The organism is Rhizobium sp. KNZ14-9A (assembly GCF_056755015.1).
On record NZ_JBPGXB010000002.1, the window covers coordinates 2,929,187 to 2,947,019 of the forward strand.

The 17,833-nt window shown below is 60.0% G+C and carries 17 protein-coding genes; 10 read left to right on the forward strand and 7 right to left on the reverse strand.

Features of this window, described 5'->3' with window-relative positions; genetic code table 11:
* Window positions 1-60: 60 nt before the first annotated feature.
* Together ctaD and coxB are read right to left on the reverse strand one after the other, a co-directional pair.
* Window positions 61-1,764, reverse strand: coding sequence for a cytochrome c oxidase subunit I (gene ctaD / locus ACR9ZQ_RS21380; RefSeq protein WP_007817983.1), 1,704 nt, complete (start codon window positions 1,762-1,764; stop codon window positions 61-63).
* 16 nt (window positions 1,765-1,780) lie between these two features.
* Window positions 1,781-2,674, reverse strand: a complete 894-nt coding sequence (gene coxB, locus ACR9ZQ_RS21385; protein WP_481428760.1) for a cytochrome c oxidase subunit II — start codon at window positions 2,672-2,674, stop codon at window positions 1,781-1,783.
* Between the two features lie 314 nt (window positions 2,675-2,988).
* On the opposite strand from coxB, the gene ACR9ZQ_RS21390 reads away from it, so the two are divergent.
* The 4 genes from ACR9ZQ_RS21390 to maiA all read left to right on the forward strand — a co-directional run bounded on the left by ACR9ZQ_RS21390 (window position 2,989) and on the right by maiA (window position 6,319).
* Window positions 2,989-3,651, forward strand: a complete 663-nt coding sequence (locus ACR9ZQ_RS21390; protein ID WP_481428761.1) for an invasion associated locus B family protein — start codon at window positions 2,989-2,991, stop codon at window positions 3,649-3,651.
* A gap of 81 nt (window positions 3,652-3,732) precedes the next feature.
* Window positions 3,733-5,148 carry a metalloprotease TldD gene (gene tldD, locus ACR9ZQ_RS21395; protein WP_481428762.1) on the forward strand — a complete coding sequence of 472 codons (1,416 nt, stop codon included), beginning with the start codon at window positions 3,733-3,735 and terminating at the stop codon, window positions 5,146-5,148.
* A gap of 12 nt (window positions 5,149-5,160) precedes the next feature.
* Window positions 5,161-5,652, forward strand: coding sequence for a GNAT family N-acetyltransferase (locus ACR9ZQ_RS21400; protein ID WP_481428763.1), 492 nt, complete (start codon window positions 5,161-5,163; stop codon window positions 5,650-5,652).
* A 22-nt stretch (window positions 5,653-5,674) separates the two neighbouring features.
* Window positions 5,675-6,319, forward strand: coding sequence for a maleylacetoacetate isomerase (gene maiA, locus ACR9ZQ_RS21405; protein ID WP_481428764.1), 645 nt, complete (start codon window positions 5,675-5,677; stop codon window positions 6,317-6,319).
* 9 nt (window positions 6,320-6,328) lie between these two features.
* Here the strand turns inward: maiA and ACR9ZQ_RS21410 are convergent, their stop codons facing one another.
* The 3 genes from ACR9ZQ_RS21410 to ACR9ZQ_RS21420 all read right to left on the reverse strand — a co-directional run bounded on the left by ACR9ZQ_RS21410 (window position 6,329) and on the right by ACR9ZQ_RS21420 (window position 8,579).
* Window positions 6,329-6,883 carry a hypothetical protein gene (locus ACR9ZQ_RS21410; RefSeq protein WP_481428765.1) on the reverse strand — a complete coding sequence of 185 codons (555 nt, stop codon included), beginning with the start codon at window positions 6,881-6,883 and terminating at the stop codon, window positions 6,329-6,331.
* A 29-nt stretch (window positions 6,884-6,912) separates the two neighbouring features.
* On the reverse strand, window positions 6,913-7,230 hold the full coding sequence (locus ACR9ZQ_RS21415) for a nucleoside triphosphate pyrophosphohydrolase family protein (RefSeq protein WP_310378407.1): 318 nt from the start codon (window positions 7,228-7,230) through the stop codon (window positions 6,913-6,915).
* Between the two features lie 62 nt (window positions 7,231-7,292).
* The gene (locus tag ACR9ZQ_RS21420) at window positions 7,293-8,579 is read right to left on the reverse strand and encodes a serine hydrolase (protein WP_310378409.1); all 1,287 of its coding nucleotides are present in this window, start codon (window positions 8,577-8,579) and stop codon (window positions 7,293-7,295) included.
* A gap of 233 nt (window positions 8,580-8,812) precedes the next feature.
* On the opposite strand from ACR9ZQ_RS21420, the gene ACR9ZQ_RS21425 reads away from it, so the two are divergent.
* The gene (locus ACR9ZQ_RS21425) at window positions 8,813-9,847 is read left to right on the forward strand and encodes a polysaccharide deacetylase family protein (protein WP_481428766.1); all 1,035 of its coding nucleotides are present in this window, start codon (window positions 8,813-8,815) and stop codon (window positions 9,845-9,847) included.
* A 5-nt stretch (window positions 9,848-9,852) separates the two neighbouring features.
* Here the strand turns inward: ACR9ZQ_RS21425 and pdxH are convergent, their stop codons facing one another.
* Window positions 9,853-10,473, reverse strand: coding sequence for a pyridoxamine 5'-phosphate oxidase (gene pdxH, locus ACR9ZQ_RS21430; protein ID WP_310378412.1), 621 nt, complete (start codon window positions 10,471-10,473; stop codon window positions 9,853-9,855).
* 64 nt (window positions 10,474-10,537) lie between these two features.
* On the opposite strand from pdxH, the gene ACR9ZQ_RS21435 reads away from it, so the two are divergent.
* From ACR9ZQ_RS21435 to ACR9ZQ_RS21450, 4 genes are all read left to right on the forward strand, one after another.
* The gene (locus ACR9ZQ_RS21435; protein WP_007817961.1) at window positions 10,538-10,996 is read left to right on the forward strand and encodes an RT0821/Lpp0805 family surface protein; all 459 of its coding nucleotides are present in this window, start codon (window positions 10,538-10,540) and stop codon (window positions 10,994-10,996) included.
* Between the two features lie 287 nt (window positions 10,997-11,283).
* On the forward strand, window positions 11,284-12,453 hold the full coding sequence (locus ACR9ZQ_RS21440; RefSeq protein WP_481428767.1) for a DnaJ C-terminal domain-containing protein: 1,170 nt from the start codon (window positions 11,284-11,286) through the stop codon (window positions 12,451-12,453).
* Between the two features lie 122 nt (window positions 12,454-12,575).
* Window positions 12,576-13,394 (forward strand): enoyl-ACP reductase FabI, encoded by an 819-nt coding sequence (gene fabI, locus ACR9ZQ_RS21445; RefSeq protein WP_007817957.1) that lies wholly within the window; start codon window positions 12,576-12,578, stop codon window positions 13,392-13,394.
* A gap of 31 nt (window positions 13,395-13,425) precedes the next feature.
* Entirely contained in the window at window positions 13,426-14,016 is a 591-nt protein-coding gene (locus ACR9ZQ_RS21450; RefSeq protein WP_310378418.1) for a histidine phosphatase family protein, read from the forward strand.
* A gap of 16 nt (window positions 14,017-14,032) precedes the next feature.
* On the opposite strand, the gene ACR9ZQ_RS21455 is transcribed toward ACR9ZQ_RS21450, so the two are convergent.
* Window positions 14,033-14,293, reverse strand: a complete 261-nt coding sequence (locus ACR9ZQ_RS21455; protein ID WP_310378420.1) for a DUF1344 domain-containing protein — start codon at window positions 14,291-14,293, stop codon at window positions 14,033-14,035.
* 246 nt (window positions 14,294-14,539) lie between these two features.
* Here ACR9ZQ_RS21455 and ACR9ZQ_RS21460 point away from each other — a divergent pair, with 246 nt between their 5' ends.
* Window positions 14,540-17,713 carry a bifunctional diguanylate cyclase/phosphodiesterase gene (locus ACR9ZQ_RS21460; protein WP_310378422.1) on the forward strand — a complete coding sequence of 1,058 codons (3,174 nt, stop codon included), beginning with the start codon at window positions 14,540-14,542 and terminating at the stop codon, window positions 17,711-17,713.
* Window positions 17,714-17,833 lie beyond the last annotated feature (120 nt).

Here is a 17,833-nt window from a genome sequence, read left to right on the forward strand (position 1 = left end):
CGTCCTGAATTCCTCAATCGCCAGACGCCGCAGAGGCCTGCGGCGTCTGGATCCGGCATCTTACTTGATGCGCGGAAGCTGTTCCCACTGATGGTAGGGCGGCGGCGAAGGCAGCTGCCACTCGAGGGTCGTTGCGCCCTCACCCCACGGATTGTCACCGGCAACGCGCTTCTTGGCGAAGGCTTCCCAGACACCGACGAGGAAGATGATCACGCCGACGAAGGAGATGTAGGAGCCGATCGACGAGACATAATTCCAGCCGGCAAATGCATCCGGATAGTCGATGTAGCGGCGCGGCATGCCGGCGAGGCCGAGGAAATGCTGCGGGAAGAACACCAGGTTCACGCCGATGAACATGACCCAGAAGTGCAGCTTGCCAAGGAACTCGCTATACATGTAGCCGGTCATCTTCGGGAACCAGTAATACCAGGCAGCGAAGATGGCGAAGACGGCGCCGAGCGACAGAACGTAGTGGAAGTGAGCCACGACGTAGTAGGTGTCATGCAGCGAACGGTCGAGGCCGGCGTTTGCGAGCTGGACGCCCGTCACGCCACCGACGGTGAAGAGGAAAATGAAGCCGATCGCCCAGATCATCGGCGTGCGGAAGGTGATCGAGCCACCCCACATCGTTGCGATCCAGGAGAAGATCTTCACGCCGGTCGGAACGGCGATGACCATCGTTGCGAAGACGAAGTAGCGCTGTGCGTCGAGCGACAGGCCGACCGTGTACATGTGGTGAGCCCAGACGACGAAGCCGACGGCGCCGATGGCGACCATGGCATAGGCCATGCCGAGGTAACCAAAGACCGGCTTCTTCGAGAAGGTCGATACGATGTGGCTGACGATGCCGAAGCCCGGCAGGATCAGGATGTAGACTTCCGGATGACCGAAGAACCAGAACAGGTGCTGGTAGAGGATCGGGTCACCGCCGCCTTCCGGCGCGAAGAAGGCTGTGCCGAAGTTGCGGTCGGTGAGCACCATGGTGATGGCGCCAGCCAGAACCGGCAGCGAGAGCAGCAGCAGGAAGGCGGTGATCAGCACGGCCCAGGCAAAGAGCGGCATCTTGTGCAGCGTCATGCCGGGAGCGCGCATGTTAAGGATCGTGGTGATGAAGTTGATCGCACCGAGGATCGACGAGGCACCGGCAATGTGCAGCGAGAAGATCGCAAGGTCTACTGCCGGACCCGGCTGACCGCCGACTGCGAGCGGCGGATACATGGTCCAGCCACCGCCTGCGCCGTATGCGCCGGCCGGGCCTTCGACGAACATCGAGATGACCAGCAGCAGGAAGGCCGGAACGATCAGCCAGAAGGAGATGTTGTTCAGACGCGGGAAGGCCATATCAGGTGCGCCGATCATGATCGGCACCATCCAGTTGGCGAAACCGCCGATCATCGCCGGCATGACCATGAAGAAGATCATGATCAGCGCGTGAGCGGTGGTGAAGACGTTGAACATGTGCTTGGCGCCATCGATGGCAGCATCGCCTTCGAAGCCGTAGACCATGGAGGCCAGGCCGTGGAAGATCTGGATGCCCGGCTCCTGCAGCTCCATGCGCATGGCAACGGAGAGAAGGCCGCCGACGATACCGGCGAAGATCGCGAAGATCAGGTAGAGCGTGCCGATATCCTTGTGGTTCGTGGAGAAGAACCAGCGATCGGCAAAGCTCGGCGTATGAGAGTGATCGTGATGGTCGTCATGCGCGTGAGCGTCATGAGCGTGGTGATCATGAGAATGATCGTCGTGAGCGGAAGGTCCAGCCATTGTCCCGATCCCTATCTTACTTTGCGACGTTTTCAGCGACATCAACGGTCTTTGCAGGACCATCGGCGGCGGCGATCAGTGTCTTGTAGGCGCCGGGCAAGTCACTGGCGGCCGAAGCCAGCCACTGCTTGTACTTGTCCTCGGAGACGACGCGGATGGCGATCGGCATGAACGCATGGTCCTTGCCGCAAAGCTCGGAACACTGGCCGTAGAAGAGGCCTTCGCGCTCGGCGCGGAACCAGGTTTCGTTCAGGCGGCCCGGAACGGCGTCGATCTTGACACCGAAGGACGGCATGGCGAAAGCGTGGATGACGTCGGTCGGCGCGGCGGTGACGAGAACGCGAACGGTCTTGTTGACTGGCAGCACGAGTTCGTTGTCGACGGCGAGCAGGCGCGGATAGACGGAAAGATCGGTCTTGCCCGCAGCGGCACGATCCGGCTCCTTCAGAAGATAGGAGTTGAAGGCGACAGGCGTTTCGCCCGAACCTTCATATTCATAGTTCCACTGCCACTGGGTCGCGGTCGCCTTGATGGTCACATCAGGGTTTTCCGGCAGGGTGAGCTGCGCGGTCAACAGGGTAAAGGAGGGAATGGCAAGGAAGAGAAGTACCAAGACCGGCCCCACGGTCCAGATGACTTCGATCACTGTATTGTGGCTCGTCTTGGAGGGAACCGGGTTTGCCGAAGCACGGAACTTGAAACAGACGACCAGAAGGAGAACGAGAACAAACAGCGTGATCGGAACGATGAACCACAGCGTGTATTGTTCGAACCAGTGGATCTCCCGCATGATCGGCGTCGCTGCCGGCTGCAGGGTAGCCTGCCACGGCATCGGCTGATCGGCATATGTGCCGGAAGCAAAAAGCAGACAGACCAGCGCGGTCAGAGCTGCAAAAGCCTTCTTAATCACCTTGTAATCTCCCTCGAGCGCTGATCTGCATCAAATCGGACGCAGAATCCTTGCCATCTTCTGCGCTTCAAACCACAGTTTGGCATCCGCCGCAACAGGCAGAAGCAATTGTCTATGCGGCATATTTGCTCAAAGACTGCCTCCTCAGCCACGGCAAAACATTGCAAGCTTTTCATCAGCATACGAAAAACGCGCTTCAGGGCCAATCCGTGGGCTGCACATTCTTTTGGCGAGGTCCTATTTCTGCCGCAGTCCCCCGGTTTTCACGGGGTGGGGCTTTTCATTTTCTGTGGGCAGCTTCACAAATAGCGGCAATGATTCGATATCCAGAGGTTTTCATGGGTTTCCGTTCCCTCGCGCGGTCTTTTGTACTGACCGCGGGCATCGCGACCGCCGCGACGAGCCCCGTTTTCGCTCAGCAGACGCCGGCGCCCGCGCAGTCGCGTCCTGCCGCGCCTGCTCCGAAGCCCGCCCCGACACAGCAGCCCGCGCCGTCCACGACGCCGAACGTCGAGCAGGTGACGCCTAGCCAGACGCAGCCACCGGCACCCGGCACGGTTCGGTCCAACCATGGCGCATGGTCCGTCGTCTGCGACAAGCCGGCAGGCGCTTCGACCGAGCAGTGCGCGCTGATGCAGAATGTCATTGCCGAAGACCGTCCGGAAGTTGGCCTGTCCGTCGTCGTCCTGAAGACGGCTGACCGCAAGTCGAAGATCCTGCGCGTGCTCGCACCGCTCGGCGTGCTGCTGCCGAACGGCCTCGGCCTCAATGTCGACGGCAAGGATATCGGCCGCGCCTATTTCGTGCGCTGCTTCGCCGACGGCTGCTATGCCGAAGTCGTTCTCGAGGACGAGCTGCTCAAGACCTTCCGCAGCGGCGCGCAGGCGACCTTCATCGTCTTCCAGACGCCGGAAGAAGGCATCGGCATCCCCGTAGACCTCAAGGGCTTCGCGGAAGGCTACGACGCCCTGCCCTGATTTGGCGGGGCTTGCTCGCGCAGCACAACAGACCTACATCGGCTATTGAGCATTCCCGCTCTTCATGCGGAGCAAAAGACCATGACCACCGATCTCCTGACGCTTTTCGATGCCGACGAAGCGACGATGCGCAAGCATGTTGCCGAGGCGCTTTCCAGCGCCGATGACGGCGAGCTCTTCATCGAGCACGCGCAGGCGGAATCGCTGACCTTCGACAACGGTCGCCTCAAGGGCGGCAGCTTCAACACCGAACAGGGTTTTGGCCTGCGCGCAGTGGCGGGCGAAGCTGTCGGCTACGCGCATGCGGGCGATCTCTCCGTCTCAGCGCTGAAGCGGGCGGCCGACGCGGTCGGCGCCGTCACGCGCGGCTATTCCGGCAGCTATGCTGCTGCGCCCCAGGGCACGAACCGCAAGCTCTATACAGACGCGAACCCGATCGGTTCACCAACCTTCGAGGAGAAGGTGAAGGTGCTGACCGATATCGATGCCTATCTGCGCGGCAAGAACGACAAGGTGCGGCAGGTCACGGCTTCGGTGGCGGCAAGCTGGCAGGTGGTCGATATCCTGCGCGCCGATGGCCATCGCGTACACGACATCCGTCCCATGACGCGTATCAACATCTCCGTCATGGTTGGCGAAGGCGACCGGCAGGAAAGCGGCTCTTATGGCCAGGGCGGCCGCATCGGTTTCGGCGATTTCATCGCGACCGGAAGCTGGCAGCACGGCGCCGACGAAGCGCTGCGGCAGGCACTCGTCAATCTCGAAGCGATCGATGCGCCGGCAGGCACGATGGATGTCGTGCTCGGCTCCGGCTGGCCGGGCGTCATGCTGCACGAGGCCGTGGGCCATGGCCTCGAAGGCGACTTCAACCGCAAGAAAACATCTGCCTTTGCGGGCCTCCTCGGCCAGATGGTAGCGGCACCGGGCGTGACCGTCGTCGACGACGGCACGATCGACAGCCGCCGCGGCTCTATCACCATCGACGATGAAGGCACGCCGTCCGCCTACAACGTGCTGATCGAAAACGGCAAGCTCGTCGGCTACATGCAGGACCGGCAGAACGCCCGGCTGATGGGCATGGCGCCGACCGGCAACGGCCGCCGCCAAGGCTATGCGCATGTGCCGATGCCGCGTATGACCAACACCTATATGCTCGGCGGCGACAAGCCGCCGGAAGAGATCATCTCTTCGGTCAAGAAGGGCGTCTATGCCGTCTCCTTCGGTGGCGGCCAGGTGGATATCACATCGGGCAAATTCGTCTTCGGCTGCACCGAGGCCTATCTTATCGAGAACGGCAAGATTGGCGCACCGATCAAGGGCGCCATGCTGATCGGCAACGGCCCGGATGCGATGAAGCGTGTGTCCATGATCGGCAACGACATGAAGCTCGATACCGGCATCGGCAATTGCGGCAAGGCAGGCCAGTGGGTGCCTGTCGGCGTCGGCCAGCCGCATCTGCGCATGGATCAGGTGACCGTCGGCGGCACTCAGGCCTGAGGCGGTACTTTCATGGTCGAAATCGAGATCAGAACCTTCGCTCCTGACGATGCCGACGGCGTGATCTCGGTCATCCTGCCGATCCAGCGCGAGGAATTCGACATCGACATCACCGCCGACGCGCAGCCGGACCTGCGCGTCATTCCCGACTTCTACCAGTCGGGCAAGGGTCAATTTTGGGTCGCAGTGAAGGATGGCGCCATTGTCGGCACGGTCGGCCTCAAGGATATCGGCAACAACCAGGCGGCTCTTCGGAAGATGTTCGTGGCCGCCGAGGTGCGAGGCCGCGAACATGGTGTGGCCACCCGGCTGCTCGCGGCGCTCTTTGCTCATGCCGGTGAAGTCGGCGTAACCGACATCTTCCTCGGCACGACGGACAAGTTCGTTGCCGCGCACCGGTTCTATGAGAAGAACGGGTTTGCTGAGATTAGCGAGAGCGCCCTGCCGCGCTCGTTCCCGCTGATGGCGGTGGACAGCAAGTTCTACCAATATAAGCTCGGCTGACTCGAGCTTTCAGAAGGTTTTGATGCGGCTGATCTCGCGATGGCAGAATTCGGCAGGGGAGAGGGTGCGGATCGCGCTCAATCTCAAAGGTATTTCCTATCGCTACATCCCCGTCGGATCGCTTGAAGCCGGCGAATATCACCGACTCAATCCGCAGGGGCTTCTGCCTGCGCTGGATATCGGCGGCCACGTCGTGCCACAGTCGTCGGCCATCCTCGCCTACATAGAGGAGAGCTATCCCGACCCGAGCCTCCTACCGGAGGATCCGGTGCTGCGTGCGCAGGCAAGAGGTTTTGCGGCCCATATTGCTTCAGAGATGCACTCCCTGACGGTCCAGCGCGTCCGGCGTTTCCTGATGGACGAGCGCGGCGGCGGCGAGGCAGAGGTAAAGCGATGGGCGCAGCACTGGCTCGGTCTTGGCTTCACCGCACTCGAAGAAACGCTCGCGAAGCGCGAAATCCAGTCGCCCTTCTGTTTCGGCAACCGTCCCGGCTGGGCTGACCTGCATCTCGTTCCGCAGATGAGCAATGCCCGTCGTCTTGGCCACGATCTTTCGCCCTATCCCCTATTGCGTTCGGTCGAGCAGCGCTGCGTGGTGCTTGAGGCATTCCGGTCGGCAAGGCCGGAGGCGCAACCAGATTTCCCGAAGCCGGATGACCTCGCTTAAATTATGCCACTAAGCCGAATGAGTGGATTCTTTGAAATACCGATCGATAATTGATGCCGCATCGTTGGCCGAATAGCGCTTGATCTGACCCAACGGAACGAAAATCGTCCTCGGCAGTATCCCCCAGTTCCAGATGAAAAGATCACTCAAAAGTTTTGGATCGGCGTCATCTCGAACGACCAGTCGCAGTGTTCTCTCCGGCGTGCGTGCCCGATTCACCTTGCTGATTTGGCTGATCAACCGCCAGCCAAGGCTGACCGACAGCCCCTGATGCTGGATGCCTTCGGATGATAAGACGACGATCGGCCTGCAGAAGGTGATCTTGGAGCCTCGGTAGATCGAGCGGGCGAGTTGAACCGGCATGAAGACGAGAGCAAGACCGGCCATGAGTGCAGGGAAAGCCTGGACGTCTATTGCACTGCTGGCGATCAGGACAAGGACGGCGCAAATCACGGCATTTAACGCAACGATCGTCCAATATTTCCAGACATTTTCCCAAACTTCCAGCCGCGCCGGGTCACCGACGAGATCCACGGAAGCGCTCGCCTGCCCTATCCAGCGCATGTATGTGTCCCATCCCCAAACGACACGGGTTAGCTCTCCCACGTTCGCGCCGGCTTAAATTTCCATTTCCGCTCGATCGCAGCGGAGAGATCGATGTCATGGCGACGGGCGAAAAGCAGCAGGTGGCCGAGGATATCGGCCGTCTCGTCCGCAAGGTCGAGTTCCATCTCCTCGGGCGAGCGGCCTTTGGCACGGCCGCGGCCAGTCAGGCGGTTCCAAGCCTGGGTCAACTCGCCCATCTCCTCCTGCAGTTTCAGCAGAAACCAGTCGGCATCACGCTCAATGTCGTTGGCGGCGGCGTAAGCGGAGGATGATGTTTCGAACTGGTCGGCGAGGCGCTGCAGCATGACGTTCTCCTTTTGTTTATGAGGAGAGCGCCGATTCCCGGAAATTGTCCAGAGTAGCCAGCTCAGCCCTGGTTCGGCAGAAGCATGCAGTCGTATGAGCGCTTCTTCAGGGCATCGCAGGCGGAGGTCGCATCTTCCTTGCTTTGGAAGCCGACGAAACGGGCGCGGTAAATCGTACCAGGCCCCTTCCCCACAGCTTCGGTGTAGGGCGAGGCGGAAACGAGCGGCGCACCTGCCTCGGACTGGGCCTGCGCAAGAAGCGCGCGGGCAGCATCGGCGCTCGGAGCAGCCGAGATCTGGATTTGCCAGCCACCTGCCTTGCCGACTGGCGCTTTAGGCGCCTTGCCGGCATTCATGATCTCGTCCATTGCCGCCGGGCGCTCCAACGGGATAACGCCGTTATCGGCATAACCGAGCGCCTTCGGTGCGGGTGCTGCTGCCTCGCCCGCAACGCGCGGCGCGATCGCCGGCGCGGGAACATCGGCCTCATCCGCGGCCGAGGCGACCTCGACCTGCTGTTTTGCATTGATGCTGGCGGTCAGCTTGGCGCCGCCGGAGGAGGCACGTCCCATATAGCGGTCGAACAATCCGGCCATCTTGGCGTCGCGGCTGCGGGCCGTGCGGCCGCCGAGCACCACGCCAACCACGCGACGATTGCCGTCCTTCACGGCGCTGACGATGTTGAAGCCGGACGCATTGGTATAACCGGTTTTGATGCCGTCCATGCCCTGGTAGCGATACATGAGATTATTGTGGCCACGGATGGTCTGGCCACGGAAATTGAAGCTTGCAATGGAGAAGAGACGATATTCGCTGGGATAATTCTTCAGCAGCGCCACAGCGAGCGTGGACATGTCGCGCGCAGTCGTGATCTGACGCGCGTCCGGCAGGCCAGATGCATTGACAAAGACCGTGCGGCTCATGCCGAGCTGGCGGGCCTTCTGGGTCATAAGCCGGGCGAAATTGCTTTCCGAACCGCCGAGCTTTTCACCGATGGCGGCAGCAGCATCGTTGGCCGACTTGACGATCATGCCATAGACCGCCTCACGCACGGTAATCGTGCCGCCCGCTTTCACGCCGAGCTTCGTCGGCGGACGGGAGGCCGCATATTTCGACATGATGATCGGTGTATCCCAAGTGATCTTGCCGCGATTGAGCGCCTCGAAGGTGAGATAGAGCGTCATCATCTTCGTCAGCGAGGCCGGATGGTTCAGCGTGTCACCGTTTTCGGACGCAAGGACCTTGCCGGTGCGGGCATCGAGCACGAGGGAGGCGCTTCCGGCAAAGGCCGCAACAGGTGCAGTAATTGCCAGCGTCGCGGTCAAAATGGCTGCCAAAAGCCTTCTCATGCACTTTCCCTCATTATATCCGGCGAGTCGCTACAACCGGAATTATGTCCCGTATTGTGACAGATGCCCACAATCTGGCGCGACTTTGAGGCAACGCCCAAGTTTTTTCCAAGCTTTTGTTTCGCTTGGTTAAAGGCCGGTAAATAAACCGCTTTCCAACCGGGATTCAGCAAGGTTTAACGGCGGCATTGATAGTCTGTGTGACACGATTACAAAGCGGGGTCACGGAAAAAATGGGGCAGTGGAAGCGGCGTCTGAAGCGCATCGCGATCGGCGGCGGGCTGGAAGCGGCCTGGCTGGCGAATGCCGCCGGGCTCATGAAAGAGGCCTGCGGACGCGTCGTCATCTTCACACTCCATCATGTACGCCCGCATATCGCACAACCGTTCGAGCCAAACCAACATCTTGAAATCACGCCGGAATTTCTAGACGCGGCGCTTCGGCGGCTGAAGCGGAGCGGCTATCGTTTCGTGCCGCTCGATGCGGTGCCCTCCCTATTGTCGGACCCGCAGGACGATCGCCTGTTCGCCGCCTTCACGCTGGATGATGGGTATCGCAACAATTTCGTCCATGCCCTGCCCGTTTTCGAACGGCATGGCGCACCCTTTACGGTTTTCATTGCGCAAGGCTTTGCCGAAGGCTCGCACAGCATCTGGTGGGAGACGCTGGCGCTGCTGCTCGGCAGGGAGAACAGCATCGAGTTCAATTTCGGCCTAGGCAGAGAGAGGCTGGCGCTCGATACGCCCGTCCGGAAATGGGACGCCTTCGACCGGCTTGCCGAGTTTATCCACAGGCAGGATGAAAGCCGCGCCATCTCGGAGGTGGATGCACTGGCGCGGCGCCACGGAATCGAGCCGGTCGATATCACGCGGGAACTGGTCATGGGGCCACAGGAATTGCGCGAGCTTGCGGCAAGCCCGCTCGCCAGTCTCGGCGCCCATACGATCAGCCATCGGGCGCTTGCCCGCCTGCCGCATGCAGAAGCTCGGATCGAGATGGAAATCTCGGCCGATTATGTCGAGTCGATCACCGGCACTCGCCCCCGGACGATCGCTTTTCCCTACGGCACGCCGGAGGCAGCGATAGGTCGTGAAGCGGACCTTGCGGCAAAGCTCGGATTTGCCATCGCGGTAACAACGCAGCCAGGCTTTCCGACCGCAAGCTTGCCCACCTATATGCCGCGCATCTCGCTCAACGGCTTTTACCAGAAGCCGCGCTATGTTTCGGCGCTCGCTTCCGGCATTCCATTGAAACTGCTCGGGAAATAAGCCCTTTACGGGTACATTCGCACCTTGTCCCAAGCCCCCTCAGGCGTCGGTCGGCGAAACTCGATACGGTCGTGCAGTCGGAACTTCTGGTCTTTCCAGAACTCGATCGAGGTCGGGCGGATCCGGAAGCCGGACCAGTAAGACGGGCGCGGGATGTCGCCGATGGCGTAACGCGCCGTATATTCGGCAACGGCCTTTTCCAGCGCGAAGCGGCTTTCGAGCGGGCGCGACTGCTTGGAAGCCCAGGCGCCGATACGGCTGCCGCGGGCGCGGGTCGCAAAATAAGCGTCGGCCTCGGCATCGGTGACCAATTCGACAGGGCCGCGAATGCGCACCTGGCGGCGCAGCGTTTTCCAGTGGAAACACATGGCGGCTTTCTTCTGCCCCAAGATTTCGCGACCTTTCCGGCTCTCGAAATTCGTGTAGAAGACGAATCCGTCGGTATCGAAACCCTTCAGGAGAACCATGCGGACATTGGGCAGCCCATCTTCATCGACCGTCGCGAGCGCGACAGCATTGGGGTCGTTGACTTCGGAAGCCTCCGCCTCCTTCAGCCATTCCCCAAAGAGCTTGAAGGGCTCTTCACTTTCGGTAAAGTCACCACCTGTTAACCCGTTTTCCGACATATTAATTCAAATCCCGCGGTTTATGAAAACTGACCCAGCTTTCGATGCTGGGGAAGGATACAGGGTGGAAGTCATAGCAAAGACACATCGCCATACAAAGGGTTCGCTGCGCCGCAGCTTCAGGCTCTCCATCGTCGGTATCGCGATTCTGTCACTTTCCGGCTGCGTGGCCGGAGGGTTCGATTTCCTGAGTTCGTCAAAGGTGGATCGTTCGGTTGCGACCGGCACGGTGCCGCAGCCAGCGCCCAGCACCGATACGCTTTCCGACGAGATGACGGTACGCAACGCCGTGACGTCTGCCGATATCCAGAAGCTCGAAGGACAGCCGCTTCCCTGGGCCAATGCGTCCACCGGCAGCGCCGGCATCATCGACACGATCGTGGAGAATAATGACGCCGGCCAGGTTTGCCGCCAGTTCCGCACGACGCGGCATTCCTATGTCGGCATCGCCAAATTCTACGGCAAGACCTGCCTCGTCGGTGGCGGCAACTGGCAGCTTCTGAGCTTCCAGCCGGAAAGCTGATCCCACTGTCCACCTGTTCCGGCACGATGCGCCCCTGACACGTCAGGGTTAATGTGCCGTGCCGATTCGCCTCAATGTTTAGTGAAAGGCTAACCATTCGCGGCAAAACACCCCATATCCAACTTCGGAAATAAGAAGTGATTAGCAACTCTACCGCACGATCGCCCAACGAGCGGGCTTTCCTGTCGCGAGAGCGAACCGGACGGCGCGTCATGAGTTGAGATTCGGTTTCCGGGAACGGCCACGAGGAACATGCCTCCCGGATTGCGACAGCGGTGGTGCGAACAATGCGTGATCCATACAAGGTGCTGGGCGTCAAGCGCGACGCAGGAGCAGACGAAATCAAGACTGCCTGGCGCAACATGGCCAAGGCCGTGCATCCTGATCACAATCAGGGCGACCCGACGGCGACCGCACGTTTCGCCGAGATCGGCCGCGCCTATGAAACGTTGAAAGATCCGAGAAAGCGTAATCTCTTCGACAGCGCCGTGCGCATGGCAGAAGCCAAGAAGCAGGAACAGACGATCATGCAGCAGCGCCAGGCTGCCCGTGAGGCCGCCGTCCGCGCCAAGGCCGCGCAGGCCAATGCCGAGCGCGTGATGGAAGAGCTTGCGCGCGCCAATGCCAATGCGCAGAAGGCCGCAGCAGCAGGTGCCAAACAGCAGCAGGCAGGCACAACCGAAGCCGCAGAAGAGATGGTCGAACGCATTTTTGGCGCCCAGGCGCAATCGCACGCCCAGCAAGCGCATTCTCAGCAAGCACAAGCCAGGCCGCATGCAGCCGAGGCGGCCAAGCAGCCGGAACAGGAAACAGCGGAATCCGAAACCGCCAGGGCGGAGGACGAGCAGACCGAGTCCACCACCGGCACTGGCGCCAACATGTCGCTACCGCTCAGCCTGCTGACCTCGCTCGTGCGCCGCTTCACCGGCGCCGGCCAGCCAGGCCTTGAGAAGGCGCCGGATGAAGTGGCGACCGCAACCGTGACGATCGAAGACATCATGAAGGGAAGCTGGACGACAGTTTCCCTTCCGGAGGGCCGCGAAGTCGGCTTCGCCCTTCCGGCGGGCACGACTGAAGGCCATCAGGTCCGGCTCAAAGGGCAAGGATTCAAGCTGCCGGGCATGCAACGCGGCGACGCCGTCATCAATATCCACATCGCGCCCGATCCGCGCTTTACCGTCGATGGCTTCGACGTGCATGCCGTGCTGCCGCTCAACATCGAAAACGCAGTGCTTGGCACCGAGGCGCGCGTTGACGGTCCGCAGGGACCGCTCAATGTGACGATCCCTGCCTGGTCCGGCTCCGACAAGACTATCCGCATTCCCGACCAAGGTCTGCCTAACGACAGCGGCGGAAAAGGCGATCTCGTCGTCGAATTGCGTATTATGTTGTGGGAAAAACCCGACGCTAAAGTCACTGATCTCATGCGGAGCATGCGTGAAGGGCTGTTTTTATGAAATTTCGGTGATAATCGCACCCTTTGTTACGATCCCTAACAGTTGATGATCTTGGGCCTGCTTGAACCGATTAACGGCCTATGCCATAGGCAGGACCATCAGAATTCCTAGGGAAGCGAAATATGGCTCAAGCATCCGGCCTCATGGCAGGCAAACGCGGCGTCATCATGGGTGTCGCCAACAATCGTTCGATTGCGTGGGGTATTGCCAAGGCCATTCATGCGCAGGGCGGAGAAGTTGCCTTCACTTACCAGGGCGATGCCTTGAAGAAGCGCGTGGAGCCGCTGGCTGCCGAAATCGGCGCCGTCATGGTCGGCCATTGCGATGTCAGCGATGAATCCACGATCGATGCCGTTTTCGAAAACGTCGAGAAGCTGTGGGGCAAGATCGATTTTATCGTGCACGCGATCGGCTTTTCCGACAAGGACGAGCTAACGGGCCGTTACGTCGATACGTCGGCCGACAACTTCGCAAAGACCATGCAGATCTCCGTCTACTCCTTCACCTCGGTCGCTCGCCGCGCGGAGAAGCTGATGACGGAAGGCGGCTCGATGCTCACCCTCACCTATTACGGTGCTGAGAAGGTGATGCCGAACTACAATGTCATGGGCGTCGCCAAGGCGGCTCTTGAAGCCAGCGTGAAGTATCTCGCCGTCGACCTCGGACCGAAAAACATCCGTGTTAACGCCGTTTCGGCAGGCCCGATCAAGACGCTTGCTGCCTCCGGCATCGGCGATTTCCGCTACATCCTCAAGTGGAACGAGTATAATGCGCCGCTGCGCCGTACCGTGACCATCGAGGAAGTGGGCGATGTCGGCCTCTACCTTCTCTCGGATCTGTCGCGTTCGGTGACGGGTGAAGTGCATCATGCCGACAGCGGCTATCATGTCATCGGCATGAAGGCTGTGGACGCGCCTGATATTTCCGTCATCAAGGACTGAGGCGTCCTCCCCCCAAGCGGAGCCGATCCCCGTGCTTATCTATGTGATCAGACACGGCCAGACCGACTGGAATGCGGAACGCCGTCTGCAGGGGCAGAAGGATATTCCGATCAATGCGATCGGTCGCGAACAGGCAAAACAGAACGGGATCGCCCTTGCGGCGGTCCTGAAGGGCGAAGATACGGAATTCGATTTCGTCGCAAGCCCGCTCGGGCGTACGCGCGAAACCATGGAGATCATGCGATCGGCCATGGGGCTCCCGTCCGAGGATTACCGAACCGACGAACGTCTGGTCGAAGTCTCCTTTGGCGACTGGGAAGGCTACACGCTCAAGCAGCTCAGGGCCTCGCAGGCAGAGAGAGTGACAGAACGCAACATCAACAAGTGGGATTTCATTCCGCCGGGCGAAGATGCGGAAAGCTACGAGATCATGTCGTGGCGGACCGGCGCATGGCTGAATTCAGTCGACCGGCCGACCGTCTGCGTCACCCATGGCGGCGTCATCAGAAGCTTGTTCAAGATAATCTCCAACCTGCCGAAGGACGTCGCCTCTGAGGGCGAAATCCCGCAGGACCGGATTTTGAAAATCGAGACGTCGCAGAGCCTGATCGGCTGGATCTAGCCCAAATGCGGCTTGCTTACTTGACGATGTCGAGATCGTTGATGACGCGCTTGCCGTCGACTTCCGTATAGAAAATCACCACCTTGACGCCGGCCCTCAGGCCTTCGAAATCGAATTCCTCGGGCGCCTGATAGGTCTTGCCATCATCGAGCGTCAGGACAAGATTGGCCGTATCGACCTTCTTGATCGTCGCCTCGACATCGGCGCTCTCGGCAAAACTGCTCATGGGCGAAAGAAAATTTGCCGTGGCCAGAAGCGTAGCAATAACGAAACGCATGTCGGCAATCCCTTTGAAACGCTGCCATTGATATCGAGTGGCCACAGATAAACTCCTGAATATGGCGAAAATTGCCCGGAAGAATGGCTTTCGGCGCCCAATTGATGAATAGGATTTTACGGATAATCAAGAGGCTCGATTAACCGTCATTTTCTCTCTGTTCACGCGATTTAGCGGCCGCGAATGCGCGCAATCGTAAATTAACTCCTGCCCCCTAAAGTCGGCCCGAATGTAGGGGTATGTGATTTGCAATTCCGGCTGAGCAACGGCAACCAGCTGCGGCGTGTTCTGAAGAATACGCGTGTCTCGCTGCTGGTTTCAGCCCTCGTGGCCATTGTCGTAATTGCCGTCGGCTTTGCACTCGACAGAGCAAATACTGCCGCCCATCTGCGCGAGCTGCAAATCCGTACTGAAAACGAGACCAACCTGATCCGTGCCCGCATGATGGCGCAGATCAATATGGATATTACCGCTGTCCGCGACCTTTCCAACCTGATCTCGCTCGGCACGCAGGCGAACGAGGTGGAGATGGAGCGGCAGATCAACTGGCTGCTGATCCAGAACCCACATTTCATCCATATTGCGGTCGCGCCCGATTTCATCGTCAAGTCGGTCTATCCGGCGCAATCCGGTAGAGACAGGATTGGCAAGGATGTGCGCGAGCGGCTTATGGAGCGCATGTCGATCAGCCGCAATACCGGCGACCAGTCGGCGCGCTTCTACGGTCCCTTCAAGACGGCGGATGCAGAAAACGCCTTCGCAATCTTCTTCCCGGTTTTCGTCAAGCAGAATGGCCAGCGCCGCATCTGGGGCGCGGTCGAGGTAGTCATCGACCAGAACATGTTCTACGAGGCGACCGGCCTGAAGCCCGCGCGCAACAGCGAAAACCAGGAGCGCTATCCGCATCTCGACCATTTGTCGATCGCGGTGCGCGATATCGGCATCCCGGACGAAACGGCGGCGCCCTTCTTCGGCCCTTCCAATATCTATGAGAAGGAGCCGCTCCGCCGCAAAATCAACTTCGCCGGCGGGCGATGGGAACTGGCGGCGGTGCCGAACTCCGGCTGGCATGCAGTTCCCAATAATCAGCGTGAACTGCGATTGATCATCGTCGCCGCAGGCTGTGTGATCATCATCCCGATCTTCTTTGCCACGTTGCTGCTCGGCGAACGCAACCGTAACATCACGCAGCTCGAGGCCCGGGAAGCCAAACTTATGGAACTGTCGCAGCGCCTCAACCTGGCGCTGGAATCCTCCCGGATCGGCATATGGGAGTTGCAGGAAAATGCCACCAACCTTGCCTGGGATGCACGCGCATCCACCCTTCACGGCCTCAAGGCGATCGAAGGCAGCCGGCCACTGGAAGTGTGGCTTTCGACGATCGTGCCGGAAGACCGCGAAATCGCCGAGGTTCATTTCTTCGGTTGCAGCATCGCTGGAGAAGCCTGCACCGCGCAATACAGGGTGATGCGGGAAGATGGCCGCATCCGCCATCTGCGTTCCATCGGCGCCTTCTATACGGATGCCGGCGGCACAGGAAAGACGATCGGCATCGTCTGGGACGTGACAGCCGATGCGGAAGTCACCAACACGCTTCGCCTTGCCAAGGAAACGAGCGAGCTCAAGAATGCGGAGCTGGAACTCGCGCTTGAAGAACTTTCAAGCCGCGAGGCGGAGCTTTCCGAACTCTCCGGCAAGCTCGATCTGGCCCTCGATTCATATCAATGCGGCATCTGGGAGGCAATTCTTGGCAAGAGCGGCTCGATCTGGGACGAGCGCATGCACGAGCTCTACGGATTGAAGCAGAGCAATGCCTTCGTGACCGAGGACGCCTGGCTTTCCTGCATGCACCCCGATGACCGCGGGCTGGCGCTTGAAAGCGCTCGGCATTTCAGGCAGCTCGGAGACACGCATACGCTCGTCTGCCGCGTGCCGGACGAAAATGGCGGCGTGCGCTACGTGCGTTCCGTCGGCAAGGTGCACCGCACGCCGACCGGCGAGATGAAGATCATCGGCATCGCCTTCGATTCGACCGAGGATGCATTGATGACGCTGCGCCTCAAGGCCGCGAAGGATGAGGCAATCACCAAGAACATCGAGCTGGAACTCGCAAAGAACAGGATCGAGCACAATTCCCTGCACGACCCGCTGACCTCGCTTGCCAACCGTCGCAAGCTCGATATCGCGCTGGAAAACCTGACGGATGCCGGCCATAGCGACCGGCAGAAATTTGCGATCCTGCATATCGACCTCGACCGCTTCAAGGAAATCAACGACACGCTGGGACATGCAGCCGGCGATGCGATGCTGGTGCATGCTTCACGCGTGCTTTCCAGAAATCTGCGTGACAGCGATGTCGTTGCGCGTATCGGCGGCGACGAGTTCGTCATTCTCTCCTTCGACGTGGGCGACAAGGAGATGGCGGAGCTTGCAGGCCGCGTCATCGAGGAAATGCGCCAGCCCGTCGATTTCCAGGGGTTTCCCTGCCGTTGCGGCGTGTCGATCGGCATTGCACTGGCGAACGGCATTCATGTCGATGCCCGCAAAGTGTTGATCAATGCCGACATCGCGCTCTATCGGGCCAAGAGCCTCGGCCGCAACCGCTTCGAATTCTTCAACCACAATCTGCAGGCCGACATCATCAACAATAAACGCACGGCCGATGAAATCCTTGCCGGCATCGACAATGGCGAGTTCACGGCCTGGTACCAGCCGCAATTCTGTGCGCGGACGATGAAGCTGACGGGCGTCGAGGCGCTGGTGCGCTGGCGCCATCCCTCCAAGGGCTTGCTCACCCCGGACAAATTCCTGCGCATTGCCGATGAGATCAACGTCGTGCAGACGCTCGACCGCATCGTCCTGGAAACCGCGCTGCGCGACAAGATGCGCTGGGCTGCGCAGGGCATCTATATACCGAAAGTCTCCGTCAACGTTTCGGCGCGGCGCCTGCATGATGGCAGCCTTTTGGAATCGCTTGGTGACCTGCAGATCCGCCCTGGCGAAATTTCCTTCGAACTGGTGGAATCCATCTTTCTCGACGAAAGCGAGGACGTGGTTTCGCAAAACCTCGAACGGATCAAGGCACTCGGCATCGATATCGAGATCGACGATTTCGGCACCGGCCACACCTCGATCGTCTCGCTGCTGAAGCTCAAGCCGAAGCGGCTGAAGATCGACCGGCAACTCGTCCAGCCGATCGTCGCCTCTTCACAGGAGCGCGCGCTCGTCAGTTCCATCATCGAAATCGCCCGTTCGCTCGGTGTGGAGACCGTGGCGGAGGGTGTCGAGACGCTGGCACATGCCGAACTGCTGCGCGATCTCGGCTGCGATCTCCTGCAGGGTTACGCCTTCGCACGTCCCCTTTCCTTCGATGACTTCGCCATTGAGGCGCGCGGCACGGCCTGGCTGCTGGCATCCTAGCGCTGAAGCCGCGGCGGCTATCGGTCGCAAATACGGGAAATACCATTTCCCTGATCGCACCATCAGGCGCAAAGAAAGGCTTTTGCCTGAACGGTTTTTTGGCCTATGAGTGTCGCGCCT

What these genes read in the sequence shown, in the direction of transcription:
- ACR9ZQ_RS21420 (WP_310378409.1), bottom strand. Translation starts at nt 8,579, where the DNA reads ATGAGAAGGCTTTTGGCAGCCATTTTGACCGCGACGCTGGCAATTACT.
- ACR9ZQ_RS21400 (WP_481428763.1), top strand. Translation starts at nt 5,161, where the DNA reads ATGGTCGAAATCGAGATCAGAACCTTCGCTCCTGACGATGCCGACGGC.
- ACR9ZQ_RS21440 (WP_481428767.1), top strand. Translation starts at nt 11,284, where the DNA reads ATGCGTGATCCATACAAGGTGCTGGGCGTCAAGCGCGACGCAGGAGCA.
- ctaD (WP_007817983.1), bottom strand. Translation starts at nt 1,764, where the DNA reads ATGGCTGGACCTTCCGCTCACGACGATCATTCTCATGATCACCACGCT.
- maiA (WP_481428764.1), top strand. Translation starts at nt 5,675, where the DNA reads ATGCGGCTGATCTCGCGATGGCAGAATTCGGCAGGGGAGAGGGTGCGG.
- ACR9ZQ_RS21410 (WP_481428765.1), bottom strand. Translation starts at nt 6,883, where the DNA reads ATGCGCTGGATAGGGCAGGCGAGCGCTTCCGTGGATCTCGTCGGTGAC.
- tldD (WP_481428762.1), top strand. Translation starts at nt 3,733, where the DNA reads ATGACCACCGATCTCCTGACGCTTTTCGATGCCGACGAAGCGACGATG.
- fabI (WP_007817957.1), top strand. Translation starts at nt 12,576, where the DNA reads ATGGCTCAAGCATCCGGCCTCATGGCAGGCAAACGCGGCGTCATCATG.
- ACR9ZQ_RS21425 (WP_481428766.1), top strand. Translation starts at nt 8,813, where the DNA reads ATGGGGCAGTGGAAGCGGCGTCTGAAGCGCATCGCGATCGGCGGCGGG.
- pdxH (WP_310378412.1), bottom strand. Translation starts at nt 10,473, where the DNA reads ATGTCGGAAAACGGGTTAACAGGTGGTGACTTTACCGAAAGTGAAGAG.
- ACR9ZQ_RS21390 (WP_481428761.1), top strand. Translation starts at nt 2,989, where the DNA reads ATGATTCGATATCCAGAGGTTTTCATGGGTTTCCGTTCCCTCGCGCGG.
- ACR9ZQ_RS21455 (WP_310378420.1), bottom strand. Translation starts at nt 14,293, where the DNA reads ATGCGTTTCGTTATTGCTACGCTTCTGGCCACGGCAAATTTTCTTTCG.
- ACR9ZQ_RS21415 (WP_310378407.1), bottom strand. Translation starts at nt 7,230, where the DNA reads ATGCTGCAGCGCCTCGCCGACCAGTTCGAAACATCATCCTCCGCTTAC.